The 13516-nt window shown below is 52.8% G+C and carries 11 protein-coding genes; 2 read left to right on the forward strand and 9 right to left on the reverse strand.

The window, feature by feature from the left end; genetic code table 11:
- Positions 1-16: 16 nt before the first annotated feature.
- Positions 17-1315 carry a 23S rRNA (uracil(1939)-C(5))-methyltransferase RlmD gene (gene rlmD / locus OGV98_RS00985; RefSeq protein ID WP_032938359.1) on the reverse strand — a complete coding sequence of 433 codons (1299 nt, stop codon included), beginning with the start codon at positions 1313-1315 and terminating at the stop codon, positions 17-19.
- Positions 1316-1372: 57 nt separating this feature from the next.
- Between rlmD and barA the strand changes: the two genes are divergently transcribed.
- Positions 1373-4129: a two-component sensor histidine kinase BarA gene (gene barA / locus OGV98_RS00990; protein WP_003840349.1), complete on the forward strand. Its 2757-nt coding sequence runs from the start codon at positions 1373-1375 to the stop codon at positions 4127-4129.
- A gap of 43 nt (positions 4130-4172) precedes the next feature.
- On the opposite strand, the gene OGV98_RS00995 is transcribed toward barA, so the two are convergent.
- The 8 genes from OGV98_RS00995 to syd form a co-directional block, all read right to left on the reverse strand.
- Positions 4173-5315, reverse strand: a complete 1143-nt coding sequence (locus OGV98_RS00995; protein WP_016150912.1) for a glycerate kinase — start codon at positions 5313-5315, stop codon at positions 4173-4175.
- A gap of 81 nt (positions 5316-5396) precedes the next feature.
- Entirely contained in the window at positions 5397-6737 is a 1341-nt protein-coding gene (gene gudD, locus OGV98_RS01000; protein ID WP_003034111.1) for a glucarate dehydratase, read from the reverse strand.
- A 20-nt stretch (positions 6738-6757) separates the two neighbouring features.
- A complete protein-coding gene (locus OGV98_RS01005; RefSeq protein ID WP_044699743.1) occupies positions 6758-8098 on the reverse strand; it encodes an enolase C-terminal domain-like protein in 1341 nt (446 codons plus the stop codon).
- 2 nt (positions 8099-8100) lie between these two features.
- The gene (gene gudP / locus OGV98_RS01010) at positions 8101-9453 is read right to left on the reverse strand and encodes a galactarate/glucarate/glycerate transporter GudP (RefSeq protein ID WP_003034105.1); all 1353 of its coding nucleotides are present in this window, start codon (positions 9451-9453) and stop codon (positions 8101-8103) included.
- 342 nt (positions 9454-9795) lie between these two features.
- A complete protein-coding gene (locus OGV98_RS01015) occupies positions 9796-10245 on the reverse strand; it encodes a flavodoxin (RefSeq protein ID WP_003846536.1) in 450 nt (149 codons plus the stop codon).
- A 19-nt stretch (positions 10246-10264) separates the two neighbouring features.
- Positions 10265-11047: a tRNA pseudouridine(65) synthase TruC gene (truC, locus tag OGV98_RS01020; protein WP_106902280.1), complete on the reverse strand. Its 783-nt coding sequence runs from the start codon at positions 11045-11047 to the stop codon at positions 10265-10267.
- Complete coding sequence (locus OGV98_RS01025; RefSeq protein ID WP_003034091.1) at positions 11047-11376, reverse strand: YqcC family protein; 330 nt, start codon at positions 11374-11376, stop codon at positions 11047-11049. The genes truC and OGV98_RS01025 overlap by 1 nt, the downstream gene beginning before the upstream one ends.
- Positions 11377-12007: 631 nt before the next feature.
- A complete protein-coding gene (gene syd / locus OGV98_RS01030) occupies positions 12008-12553 on the reverse strand; it encodes a SecY-interacting protein (protein ID WP_213758574.1) in 546 nt (181 codons plus the stop codon).
- A gap of 68 nt (positions 12554-12621) precedes the next feature.
- Between syd and queF the strand changes: the two genes are divergently transcribed.
- Positions 12622-13470: an NADPH-dependent 7-cyano-7-deazaguanine reductase QueF gene (queF, locus tag OGV98_RS01035; protein ID WP_003034084.1), complete on the forward strand. Its 849-nt coding sequence runs from the start codon at positions 12622-12624 to the stop codon at positions 13468-13470.
- The last annotated feature ends 46 nt before the right edge of the window (positions 13471-13516 follow it).

Consider the following 13516-nt stretch of genomic DNA (forward strand, 5'->3'; position numbering starts at 1 on the left):
ATGGGTATTAAGTTCATTACAAACGCTCAAACAGGACCATTGATTCCAGGTGTCCAGTGTGCGGGAACATATCGAGCATCGCCAGCCGCCGGATGGCGTATCCCGCATTGAGCAAAGCATCGCTGTCACGAGCCAGCGTTGCCGGGTTACAGGATACATAAACAACGCGTATAGGTTCTAATTTTATAATATGTTGCATCACACCTGCAGCCCCCGCACGCGCAGGATCGAGCAAAACTTTGTCGAATCCGTTTTTCGCCCACGGCTGCCGGGTAACATCTTCCTCAAGGTTTTCATGAAAGAACGTCACATTGTGTAATCCGTTATTCAGCGCGTTCTCCCGACCTTTTTCCACCAACGCCGGAACACCTTCCACGCCAACCACGCTTGCTGCCCGAGTTGCCAGCGGCAGAGTAAAATTGCCCATTCCGCAGAACAGATCGAGTACGCGATCTTCAGGTTGAACATCGAGCCATTCCAACGCACGGGCTACCATTTGCTGGTTTACCCCTTCATTGACCTGAATAAAATCACGCGGGCTGAAGGTTAACCGTAGTCCATTTGAGTCATACCAGGGTGATTCTTCTGATATTGATTCCAGTATCTCGCTTTGCGGGGCCAGAAACAAAGACAGCCCCAGAGAATGCGAAAAGCATTCCAGTTTTTCTTTATCCGCTGCACTTAATGGCGCCGTGTGGCGCAAAATCATCAGGGTTCCGCTCCCTGCCTGCACCAGTTCAACATGTCCAAGGTGGCGTAACCCTTGAAGACTTTCCAGACACGCCCTGAGATGGGGCAATAACGCTTCAAGCTGGGGCACCAAAACAGGGCATTGTTTGACATCGATAATGTCGCTGGAGCCTGATTTACGAAACCCCATCTGCAATTTTTGTTCTTTTGGCCGATAGTTCAGGCTCAATCGGGCACGACGACGATAGCCCCACGGCGTATCAGCTATAACATCCGACACGTCACATTTCATTAAACGCGACAACGCCGCGCTTTTACTACGCTGCTGTAACGAGATGCTGGCATGCTGCTGCTGGCAACCGCCGCATACGCCAAAATGCGGGCAACGTGGCACTTCACGCTCAGGGCTGTTGTTCAAACGTCGTTTTACTTGCGCGCGGGCGAACTGTTTTTTATCTTCGGTAATCACCACCTCGGCGCTTTCCTGGGGTAGCAATTCCGGTATAAACAACGCTTTTCCGTTATGGCGAGCGACGCCCTGACCAAAAGGATCGAGGTCATTGACGGTAACGGTTATGATCTGACGCGTCGTCACGCGTCGTTTTGCAGAGTAGAATTGCGCCATCGACGAGATATTTCTCTATTTAACAGTGTGACCCTAATTGTCCCATAACGGAACTCCATGACCAACTACAGCCTGCGCGCACGCATGATGATTCTGATCCTGGCCCCGACCGTCCTGATAGGTTTGTTGCTCAGTATCTTTTTTGTTGTGCATCGCTATAACGACTTGCAGCGTCAACTGGAAGATGCTGGTGCCAGCATCATAGAACCACTCGCGGTCTCCAGCGAATATGGCATGAACCTGCAAAACAGGGAATCTATCGGCCAGCTTATCAGCGTGCTGCATCGTCGCCATTCCGATATCGTGCGGGCAATTTCTGTTTATGACGAAAATAACCGACTGTTCGTCACCTCTAATTTTCATCTCGATCCGTCTGAAATGCAGTTGGCGACAGGTTCACCGTTTCCCCGTAAGCTGAGCGTCACCCGGCACGGGGATATCATGATCCTGCGTACCCCGATTATATCGGAAAGCTATTCACCAGATGAATCCGCCGTAAGCGATGCGAAAAACACCAAAAATATGCTGGGGTATGTGGCGCTTGAGCTGGATCTTAAGTCCGTGCGATTGCAGCAGTACAAAGAGATCTTTATCTCCAGCGTAATGATGCTGTTTTGTATTGGTATTGCGTTAATTTTTGGCTGGCGTCTGATGCGCGACGTAACCGGCCCGATTCGCAATATGGTGAATACCGTTGACCGAATACGTAGAGGACAGCTCGACAGCCGCGTGGAAGGTTTCATGCTGGGCGAGCTGGATATGCTCAAAAATGGTATCAACTCGATGGCGATGTCACTTGCAGCTTACCATGAAGAGATGCAGCACAACATCGATCAGGCCACCTCTGACCTGCGTGAAACGCTGGAGCAGATGGAAATCCAGAACGTCGAACTGGATCTGGCGAAGAAACGCGCTCAGGAAGCGGCGCGTATTAAGTCTGAGTTTCTGGCTAACATGTCGCACGAACTGCGAACACCGCTGAATGGCGTGATTGGCTTCACCCGTCTTACGCTAAAAACCGAGCTCAACACCACGCAGCGCGATCACCTGAATACCATTGAACGCTCGGCTAACAATCTGCTGGCTATCATCAATGATGTACTCGACTTCTCCAAACTTGAGGCGGGCAAGCTGATTCTGGAAAGCATTCCCTTCCCGCTGCGCAGCACGCTGGATGACGTCGTTACGCTGTTAGCGCATTCATCCCATGATAAAGGGCTTGAGCTGACGCTAAATATTAAGAATGACGTGCCGGACAACGTCATCGGCGATCCGCTGCGCTTACAGCAGGTAATCACTAATCTGGTTGGCAATGCCATCAAATTTACCGAAGGCGGCAATATCGACATTCTGGTCGAGAAGCGCGCCCTAAGTAACACGAAAGTGCAGATTGAAGTACAAATCCGCGATACCGGAATTGGTATTCCTGAGCGCGATCAGTCACGCTTGTTCCAGGCCTTCCGCCAGGCGGATGCCAGTATTTCCCGCCGCCACGGCGGTACCGGGCTGGGCCTGGTCATTACGCAAAAACTGGTCAACGAAATGGGCGGGGATATCTCCTTCCATAGTCAACCGAACCGGGGTTCCACGTTCTGGTTCCATATCAGCCTCGATCTTAACCCTAACGTTCTCGTTGACCGCTCAACCACGCTCTGCCTGGCCGGTAAAAGACTGGCCTACGTCGAACCGAACGCCACTGCCGCACAGTGCACATTAGATATCTTGAGCGAAACGCCGTTGGAGGTGATTTACAGCCCTTCATTCTCCGGGCTGCCGAAGGATCACTACGATATTCTGCTGCTCGGCATTCCGGTTACTTTACGCGAACCGCTCACCATGCAGCATGAGCGGCTGGCAAACGCTGCGGCGATGACCGACTTTTTGTTACTGGCCCTGCCTTGCCATGCGCAGATTAACGCCGAGAAGTTAAAACAGGGCGGCGCGGCGGCATGTCTGTTGAAACCTCTCACCTCAACTCGCTTACTGCCTGCGCTGACAGAGTATTGTCAGGTGAATCACAGCGCGGATCCGCTGCTGTTAGACGATAGCAAAATTGCGATGACCGTTATGGCGGTAGACGACAACCCTGCGAACCTCAAGCTGATTGGCGCACTGTTGGAAGATAAGGTGCAGCACGTCGTGCTCTGCGACAGTGGGCATCAAGCGGTGGATCGCGCCAGACAAATGCAATTTGATCTGATCCTGATGGATATTCAGATGCCAGACATGGACGGCATTCGCGCTTGTGAACTAATCCACCAGCTTCCTCATCAACAGCAGACACCGGTCATTGCGGTCACCGCACACGCCATGGCCGGGCAGAAAGAGAAGCTGCTCAGCGCCGGGATGAACGATTACCTGGCGAAGCCTATCGAAGAAGATAAGCTGCATAATCTGCTGTTACGCTACAAACCCGGCGCAAGCACAGCGCTTAGGGCGATCGCCGTTGAACCCGTTGAGCCGGTAGTCAATCCGAATACCACACTCGACTGGCAGTTAGCATTAAGACAAGCCGCAGGTAAAAACGATCTGGCGCGGGATATGCTGCAAATGCTGCTCGATTTTCTGCCCGAAGTACGTAACAAAATTGAAGAACAGCTGGTCGGTGAAAACCCTGAAGGTCTGGTGGATATGATCCACAAGCTGCACGGCAGCTGCGGTTATAGCGGCGTTCCCCGCATGAAAAACCTGTGTCAGCTTATTGAGCAGCAATTACGTAGCGGGACCAAGGAAGAAGAGCTGGAGCCTGAGTTTTTAGAGCTTCTGGATGAAATGGACAACGTTGCGCGCGAAGCGAAGAAGTTGTTGGGGTGATATTCGCAGGAAGGCGGCGTGACCGCCTTATCCAACCTACAACTCAGCGTAATTGCTGCCCGGCTTTAAGCGTTGCGGCCACGTTTCGCGCCGTCATTCGTACGTTGTCGCTCGCGTTCTTTAGCGCCTCATCCAGGGTACAGATGGTATAGATGACGCTGAAAACCGCATCCAGCCCATGCTCGTGGACCACACCGACATCCGCCGTCAGGCTACCGGCAATGCCGATAACCGGTTTGTTGTAACGCTTTGCGACCTTCGCCACGCCAACCGGAACCTTACCGTGAATGGTCTGACTATCAATGCGCCCTTCACCCGTGACCACTAAATCCGCATCCGCAACGCAGGCGTCAAGGTGCAACGCATCCGTTACTATCTCAATACCGCAGCGCAACTGTGCGCCGCAAAACGCATATAGCGCCGCCCCCATACCACCAGCGGCTCCACCGCCGGCCAGATCCAGCACGTTGACGTCCAGATCGCGGGCAATGAGTTGCGCATAGTGCGTGAGTGCCCGATCCAGGCGGGTAATCATCTCCGGCGTCGCCCCTTTTTGCGGGCCAAAAACCGCAGAAGCGCCCTCTTCACCGGTCAACGGATTAGTCACGTCGCAAGCCACTTCAATACGACACGCAGCAAGTCGCTGGTCTAACTGAGAAATATCAATCCGAGCGAGCGATTCGAGGCCAGCCCCGCCATGGGCAATATCGTTATTTTGCGCATCCAGCAATTTTGCTCCCAGCGCTTGCACCATCCCGGCACCGCCATCATTGGTGGCGCTTCCGCCAATTCCAATGATGATATGCTCAACGCCAGCGTCCAATGCATGACGGATTAACTCCCCGGTTCCCCAGGATGTCGTTTTCAGCGGATCGCGTAACCCCGCAGGAACCTGTTCCAGTCCGCTGGCGGCCGCCATTTCGATAAACGCCGAGCGCTCATCACCGGATAAACCATAAAATGCCTGAATTGTGTTGCCCAAAGGGCCGGTAACATCAACATGCACAAGGTGACCTTGCGTTGCGGCAACCATCGCTTCGACCGTTCCTTCACCGCCATCTGCAACCGGAATCTTCACGTAATCCGCATCGGGCCAGATCTCACGAAACCCCTGCTCAATAGCCGTTGCCACTTCAAGCGCACTCAAACTTTCCTTATAGGAATCCGGTGCGATTACTATTTTCATAAAGCATCCTTACGCATGTTGACTGTGTTAAGCATATACTAGGATAAAAACCGCCCCTCAATGGGAGCGGTCCCAGCCCGCTTAGCGTACCATGCACGGACGCTTATTATCAAACGTCCAGTTCGGGATCAGATACTGCATTCCCATCGCATCATCACGCGCCCCCAATCCATGTTGCTGGTACAGCTCATGCGCTTTCATGACCTGATCCATATCCAGCTCCACGCCCAGACCCGGTTTTGCCGGAACCTGCACCATGCCGCCTTTGATTTCAAATGGCTCTTTGGTCAGGCGTTGATTGCCTTCCTGCCAGATCCAGTGGGTATCAATCGCAGTAATTTTGCCCGGAGCCGCTGCCGCGACATGCGTAAACATCGCCAGCGAAATATCAAAGTGGTTGTTAGAGTGCGATCCCCAGGTCAACCCAAACTCATGGCACATTTGCGCCACGCGGACAGAACCCTGCATGGTCCAGAAGTGCGGGTCCGCCAGTGGGATATCCACGGACTGCAACGACAGCGTATGCCCCATCTGACGCCAGTCGGTGGCGATCATGTTGGTGGCGGTCGGCAGACCGGTTGCACGACGGAATTCCGCCATGACTTCACGACCAGAGAAGCCCTGCTCGGCGCCACACGGATCTTCCGCATAGGCCAGAGAACCCTTCAGATATTTGCCGATCTTAATCGCTTCATTTAGCGACCACGCACCGTTCGGATCCAGCGTGACGCGGGCCTGCGGGAAACGCTTCGCCAGCGCAACGATAGATTCCGCTTCCTCTTCCCCGGCCAGCACGCCGCCTTTCAGTTTAAAGTCGTTGAAACCGTACTTCTCATACGCAGCTTCCGCCAGGCGCACTACCGCATCCGGGGTCATCGCCTCTTCATGACGCAGACGATACCAGTCGCACTTCTCATCCGGCTGACTCTGGTACGGCAGCGGCGTTGCCTTACGGTTACCCACGAAGAACAGGTAACCCAACATTTCAACTTCGCTACGCTGCTGTCCATCACCCAGCAGAGAGGCGACGTTTACGCCCAGATGCTGACCTAACAGATCCAACATGGCCGCTTCGATCCCAGTAACCACATGAATAGTGGTACGTAAATCAAAGGTCTGCAAACCGCGACCGCCCGCATCACGATCGGCAAAAGTATTGCGTACCGCATTCAGCACGTTTTTGTATTCACCTAACGTTTTGCCTACCACCAGCGGGATCGCATCTTCCAGCGTTTTGCGGATTTTTTCTCCGCCGGGAATTTCACCCACGCCGGTATGACCGGAGTTATCTTTAATAATCACAATATTGCGCGTGAAGAATGGAGCATGTGCGCCGCTCAGGTTCATCAGCATACTGTCATGACCCGCAACCGGAATAACCTGCATAGAGGTAACCAATGGGGTAGAAAATTGTGCGCTCATAATTAAGTCCTTATTCAAAATTAGTGGCGGCCGAAAACGGGACGTTTACGGTCAAAAGTCCATCCAGGAATCAGATACTGCATTGGGCCTGCGTCATTACGCGCGCCGCCGGGCAGTCTCTTGTAGGCTTCATGAGCCTTGTTAACCTGATCCCAGTCCAGCTCTACGCCCAGTCCAGGCGCGTCAGGAACAGCAATTTTCCCGTTCTTAATCTCCAGCGGATTTTTGGTCAGACGGCAATCGCCCTCCTGCCAGATCCAGTGGGTGTCGATAGCCGTCGGGTTGCCCGGCGCAGCGGCGCCAACGTGGGTGAACATCGCCAGCGAAATATCAAAATGATTGTTAGAGTGGCAGCCCCAGGTCAGTCCCCAGTCATCGCATAACTGTGCCACGCGTACCGCGCCGGAAAGGGTCCAGAAGTGCGGATCGGCCAGCGGAATATCTACTGAGTTCAGCATCACCGCATGGCCCATTTCACGCCAGTTGGTGGCTATCATGTTGGTTGCTACCGGTAGACCGGTTGCACGGCGGAACTCGGCCATCACTTCGCGGCCAGAAAAACCCTGTTCAGCGCCGCATGGATCTTCGGCGTAGGTCAGAACATCGTTCAGCCCTTTACACAGGGAGATGGCTTCATCCAGCAACCAGGCACCGTTGGGATCAACCGTAATACGCGCATCCGGGAAGCATTTTTTCAGCGCACGAACGGTGTCGATTTCCTGCTCGCCAGGCAGTACACCGCCTTTGAGTTTGAAATCTTTAAAGCCGTAGCGATCCTGCGAAGCCTGAGCCAGACGAACCACCGCCTCACTGTTCATCGCTTGCTGGTGACGCAGGTGATACCACTCATGGTTTCCCGGCGTGCTTTCCAGATACGGTAAATCGGTCTTTGTGCGATCGCCCACGTAGAACAGATAGCCGAGTACGGTGACCGCATCGCGCTGCTTGCCCGGCCCTAACAGTTCACAAACCGGCACGTTCAGCGCCTTACCCAGCAGGTCGAGCAGCGCCGCTTCCAGCGCCGCCACCGCGTTTACCCGCAGTTCAAAGGTCCAGGCACCTTTGCCAAAGGTGTCAAAATCAGCGGCCTGGTTGCCTTTATGCACCTGCTGTACCACCTTATTCAGGCGCGCAACTTCCTGACCCAATACCATCGGGATAGCGTCAACCAGCGTCTGATAAATCACTTCGCCGCCCGGCGCTTCACCGACGCCGGTATTGCCGGCGTTATCGGTAAGAACCACAATATTGCGGGTGAAATATGCATTGTGCGCACCGCCAATATTGAGCAGCATGCTGTCATGACCGGCCACCGGGATGACCTTCATATCGGTAATAACGGGACTCGATTGTGTTGTCATCATCATTGTCCTGCGACAGGTTTCAGTTCGATACGTTTAATATCGCCCACCAGTACCAGATAGCTCACCACCGCAATCAACGCATGCACCCCGACGTAAATCAACGCGCCGTTAAACGAGCCGGTGGTCCCTACGATGTAGCCGATAGCAATTGGCGTGACGATACCGGAGATATTGCCAAACATGTTGAACAAACCGCCGCTCAGACCGCTGATCTCTTTAGGTGCAGTATCAGCCATCACCGCCCATCCCAACGCACCGATACCTTTGCCGAAGAAGGCCAGCGCCATAAAGCCGATGATCATCCACTCCACGTTGACGTAGTTACAGAACACCATCACCATCGACAGCAGCATGCCGAGTACGATTGGCGTTTTACGGGCGATATTTAGCGAACCGGTACGGCGCATCAGCCAGTCGGAAATAATGCCGCCGAGCACGCCGCCGGCGAATCCGCAAATGGCCGGGACCGAAGCGACAAAACCAGCTTTCAAAATCGACATACCGCGAGCCTGCACCAGATAAACCGGGAACCAGGTGATAAAGAAGTAGGTCAGCGCGTTAATGCAGTATTGCCCGATGTAAATACCGATCATCATCCGTGAGCCCAGCAGCTGTTTGATTTGCCCCCACTTCACGCTGAACGGCACTTTAGCTTTGGCGGCCGCCTGATCCATATTGATCAGCGCCCCGCCTTCAGCAATGTACTCCAGCTCTTTTTGGTTTACGCCCGGGTGCTGGTTTGGTTCATGAATCACCTTCAGCCAGATAAAGCTGATAACAATCCCGAGGCCGCCCATAAAGAAGAACACATGCGACCAGCCCACTTCGTGGGTCAGCCACCCCATGATTGGCGCAAAAATAACGGTGGCAAAGTACTGCGCAGAGTTAAAGATTGCGACCGCTGTGCCCCTCTCCTGTGCCGGGAACCATGCCGCAACTATACGACTATTGCCGGGGAAGGAAGGTGCTTCAGCTAAACCGACAAGGAATCGCAACGTAAACAGCGCAACGATAATGCCGAAGCCGCTAAAGATATCGACGAAGCCCTGCAGCAGGGTAAACATGGACCAGATAAAGATGGACCAGAAATAAACACGTTTTGAACCGAAGCGGTCAAGCAACCAGCCGCCAGGGATCTGGCCGATAACATAGGCCCATGAGAAAGCGGAGAATACATAACCCATCCCTACCGCATCCAGACCAATGTCTTTGGCCATCTCCGAACCGGCAATGGATAAGGTGGCGCGATCGCCGTAGTTGAAGGATGTGACGATAAACAACATCACCACGATCCAGTAACGAGCGTTAGTGCGTTTTTCCGCGCTGCTCGCCGCCTGACTTAATGAACTCATTGTTGCACTCCTGAATCTTGGCTTTCGCCAGTTCATTCTGTACAGCACCTGTAGGGTGATCAGAATGAGAGGTTAGTGTGTGGCAGTTTTGGTACAGCTCAGGGCCGTTTTATTCTGACTCGCTGCCTTTTCGGGAACTGACGGGAAAAGTATATGAAGGAGTGGCTCTTACCCTCACCGTGCATGAACACAACATTCGGGAGGCAGTAAGAAGTTGTTTGGGGCATAAGCCCAAAGCAGTGGAAGTTAGTTCACGTAATTGGGGTTTTATTGCCGGGTGGCGGCTTCGCCTGACCCGGCCTACGGTTCAAATGGGAGTTGTATGCCCATACGGGCGAGAGATTATTTGAGCAAGGTTCCCCAGTTTTCGACCCAGGGGTTGGATTCGCTTTCCGGTTCAGGATGTTCGCTGGCGTCAATCAGCAACATTTCACCCACGCGCTGTGCGCTTTGCTCCTGTAACAGCGCATCAAACTGTTTGCCACCATTGCAGAAATTAACGTAGCTGCTGTCGCCCAGCGCAATGACTCCGTAATGCAGATTTGGCTGGAAACCGAGATTATCTTTGATCCCCTGAAACAGCGGCACAATGCTATCGGGCAGATCGCCCTGCCCGGTCGTTGAGGTCACCACCAGCACATATTTATCCTGATATACCTGCCAGTCGCTAAGCTCCGGATCTTCAAACACCGTGGCTTTATGACCCTGTGCCGTCAAAATGGCCTCGGCCTCTTCGGCAACCAGCAGCGCGTTTCCGTACATTGTGCCGACAAAAATTCCAATTTCCGCCATAACCGTAATCTCCTGGGACTTAAGAATCTATCTGCTCATCCTGACCTGACAGCCCGCTGAACTCAACCCTTTCATTCTCAGGGAGAAGTCCGCGCCAGCCAAACTGTGATAGCGCCTGCATCCAGACGTCATCCAGCCCGGCGCGAATAACCAGCGGTTCGCCGGTGAAAGGATGGGTCAGCTCAAGCTGGCTGGCATGCAGCATTAATCGCTGACAACCGAAATGCTCTGCGGCGCTGCGATTTTGCCGTAAATCACCATGCTTACTGTCGCCGATAATCGGATGGCGCAAGTGCGCCAGATGGCGTCTGAGCTGGTGCTTGCGACCGGTTTTAGGGTCCAGCTCCACCAGCCCGTAACGGGTAGTTGGATAACGCCCGGTCGCTACCGGCATTTCTACCGTTGCCAGGCCGCGATAATGGGTGACGGCAGGCTGCGGGCCTTTATCATCGCGGGCAAACTTATCGGCAATCTTATCCAGCTCTTCGACCAACGGGTAATCCAGCACGGCATCATCCATCAGCCAGCCACGCACAATCGCATGATAGCGTTTCTGAATTTGATGATGTTCAAACTGCTGAGACAACAAACGCCCGGCTTCGCTGGACAGTCCCATCAGCAGCACACCGGAGGTTGGTCTGTCGAGTCGATGGGCGGTAAAAACGTGCTGACCAATTTGGTCTCGCACCGTTTGCATCACCACCACTTTCTCATCCCGGTCGAGCCAACTGCGGTGAACCAACCAGCCCGAAGGTTTATTGACTGCAACCAGCCATTCGTCCTGATAAAGAATTTCCAGCATCAGGCGTTATCACTGGTAAACAGCGCATCCAGCTCCTGCAATGCCGCCAGGAGAATGTCGCGTTGCGGATGATCGGCTGCTAGCGCCATTTCGTAATACGGTGCAACGGCAAAAGCCTGCGGAAGCGGCTGCGCGTTATCGAGTAGCGTATGCATGCGGGGAATCAACACCCACTGCAGCCACTCGACCGGCTCCATGGTATCCATACAAAAAGGCTGCGTACTGGTAAACAGATGCTCTGCTGGCTCATCCATCCGCCAGTGATTATGTTCACGCAGTAGCGCTTCAAGTGCGTGTAACTGCTGGCGCACACGGTCATGAGTCGTCATGAAATAAACCTCAATGATGAAAAATCTGGCGCGAAGAATAGCACTAGTGGAGGGAAATAAAAAAAGGGAGCACTGTAAAAACAGTGCTCCCGGTTCGTTTCGCAGCATTCCAGCTACTTTTAGTGCTCCCTGCTCATCCGTGACAACTTTTCCTGTGGTCTTGCGACCTTGTTCATCCTGAACTTTTGCATCCTGCTCACATCACCCCGATGTGAAAACTTCATCCTGAAGTATCCTGGCCATCCTGACCCGCCGAACATCCTGACCGGCTCTCATTCTCCGTCCTGGAGGTGTCCTTTAACGCATCCAGCGTCTTCCTCTTTGCTTCGTCCTGAAGCCTGTCCTTGCAACACCGTCCTGGTGTGTCCAGGTGAAGAGCCATCATCCTGATGTTCTCTTCGTTGTGCGACTCCTTGTCGACAGATATAGAATCGCCTGTTTCGCTTTGTCTTACAAGATGCTTACAGGCTTACCCTTACGATTATTTTCGTATGAAAGTTGACAATAAAAGACTAACCAATTGAATAATAATAAATTATTATTTTATCAATTCATTAAGTCTTTACTTATCACCTGGCAATGTCCTACAGGGGATGTAAGAGATCTCTCACAAGATTCAGGGCAAACAGGATTACAGAACTGGCTTAAGTTGAGTGAGGAATTCCGCAAGTGAGGCCGCCAGCACCGTTCGTTTACGGGTTCCCAGCGTTTCTTTGCACACTTCACCGGACAGATTGCACACCGAAATGACGTCAAGCTCATTATCTTGTGTGGCAATAAAAAGCGTAGGCGAAAGCTTAAGTCGCTTTTGCGTAACCAAGTGACCAATCAGGTTTTCCTGAACGCGCCTGAAGTCATCTTCACTCCAGGTCTGCAGCAGCGTCAGCTTTTCATCCGCAAACTGCGCGTGCATATCCCCGGCAAACTGGGTGGTGTAAAAAGCGTGAACGGCAGATTGTATCACAATATCAAATGCCCGTTCAACCGCATTGAGGTTTTTTTCGCCGACAAAAGGTTGAGGCTGCCAAAATACCGCATCGTCTGTGGAAGAAATGATGCACGGAGAAGGTACGCCATACAGCTCTTCACTGAGTGGCCAACTGTTGTTTTTTTCATGCCATGCGTCGCAATAACGCGTCGTAAAGGCTACCAACGCCTGCGCTGTCAATTCGTCCACTGATTTCTCTCTTCACAAAAGCCAGGATACACTTGTCGCATAGTGTATCTGGTTTATGACGGTGAAACATGTCCTCTTATGAAAATCATCAGGCGCTTGACGGCCTGACTCTAGGTAAATCAACGGATTACCGAGACAATTACGATGCAAGTCTGTTGCAGGGCGTTCCGCGCAGCCTAAACCGCGATCCGCTGGATTTAAAGGCCGATACCCTGCCTTTTCACGGTGCAGATATCTGGACGCTGTATGAACTGTCGTGGCTGAATACCAACGGCTTACCCCAGGTCGCAGTCGGTCACGTGGAACTGGATTACACCAGCGTAAATCTGATTGAATCGAAAAGCTTTAAGCTTTACCTGAACAGTTTTAATCAGACGCGTTTTGATTCCTGGGATGCGGTACGTCAGACACTGGAAAACGATCTTCGCGCCTGCGCTCAGGGCGATGTCAGCGTGGCGCTGTACCGCCTTGACGAACTGGAAGGGCAGCCGATAGCCCACTTTAACGGCACCTGTATCGACAATCAGGATATCGTCATCGATAACTACCAGTTCAGCACTGCGTATCTGGAAAATGCCGTGAGCGGTGAAAAGGCAGTGGAAGAGACACTGGTCAGCCATCTACTGAAATCCAACTGTCTGATTACCCATCAGCCCGACTGGGGCTCCATACAAATTCAGTATCGCGGACGGAAAATCGACAGGGAGAAACTGCTGCGTTATCTGGTCTCCTTCCGCCACCATAATGAATTTCACGAGCAGTGTGTGGAACGCATTTTCAATGACATTCTGCGCTTCTGCCAGCCGGAGAAACTGAGCGTTTACGCACGCTACACGCGACGTGGTGGCCTGGACATTAACCCATGGCGCACCAACACCGATTTCACTCCGGCAACCGGTCGTCTGGTGCGTCAGTAATCTTTTTTCTCAATTTTGCGTGTCGGATTCCGCGCACAAGGTTGTG

Origin of the sequence: Citrobacter sp. Cf136 (assembly GCF_030333815.1) — a bacterium.
GTDB lineage: Bacteria > Pseudomonadota > Gammaproteobacteria > Enterobacterales > Enterobacteriaceae > Citrobacter > Citrobacter freundii.

Bases quoted from the DNA above. Each gene is read 5' to 3' on its own strand.
- gudD (WP_003034111.1), bottom strand. From the start codon at position 6,737: ATGAGCGCACAATTTTCTACCCCATTGGTTACCTCTATGCAGGTTATT.
- OGV98_RS01005 (WP_044699743.1), bottom strand. From the start codon at position 8,098: ATGACAACACAATCGAGTCCCGTTATTACCGATATGAAGGTCATCCCG.
- barA (WP_003840349.1), top strand. From the start codon at position 1,373: ATGACCAACTACAGCCTGCGCGCACGCATGATGATTCTGATCCTGGCC.
- rlmD (WP_032938359.1), bottom strand. From the start codon at position 1,315: ATGGCGCAATTCTACTCTGCAAAACGACGCGTGACGACGCGTCAGATC.
- queF (WP_003034084.1), top strand. From the start codon at position 12,622: ATGTCCTCTTATGAAAATCATCAGGCGCTTGACGGCCTGACTCTAGGT.
- OGV98_RS01025 (WP_003034091.1), bottom strand. From the start codon at position 11,376: ATGACGACTCATGACCGTGTGCGCCAGCAGTTACACGCACTTGAAGCG.
- OGV98_RS00995 (WP_016150912.1), bottom strand. From the start codon at position 5,315: ATGAAAATAGTAATCGCACCGGATTCCTATAAGGAAAGTTTGAGTGCG.
- gudP (WP_003034105.1), bottom strand. From the start codon at position 9,453: ATGAGTTCATTAAGTCAGGCGGCGAGCAGCGCGGAAAAACGCACTAAC.
- truC (WP_106902280.1), bottom strand. From the start codon at position 11,047: ATGCTGGAAATTCTTTATCAGGACGAATGGCTGGTTGCAGTCAATAAA.
- OGV98_RS01015 (WP_003846536.1), bottom strand. From the start codon at position 10,245: ATGGCGGAAATTGGAATTTTTGTCGGCACAATGTACGGAAACGCGCTG.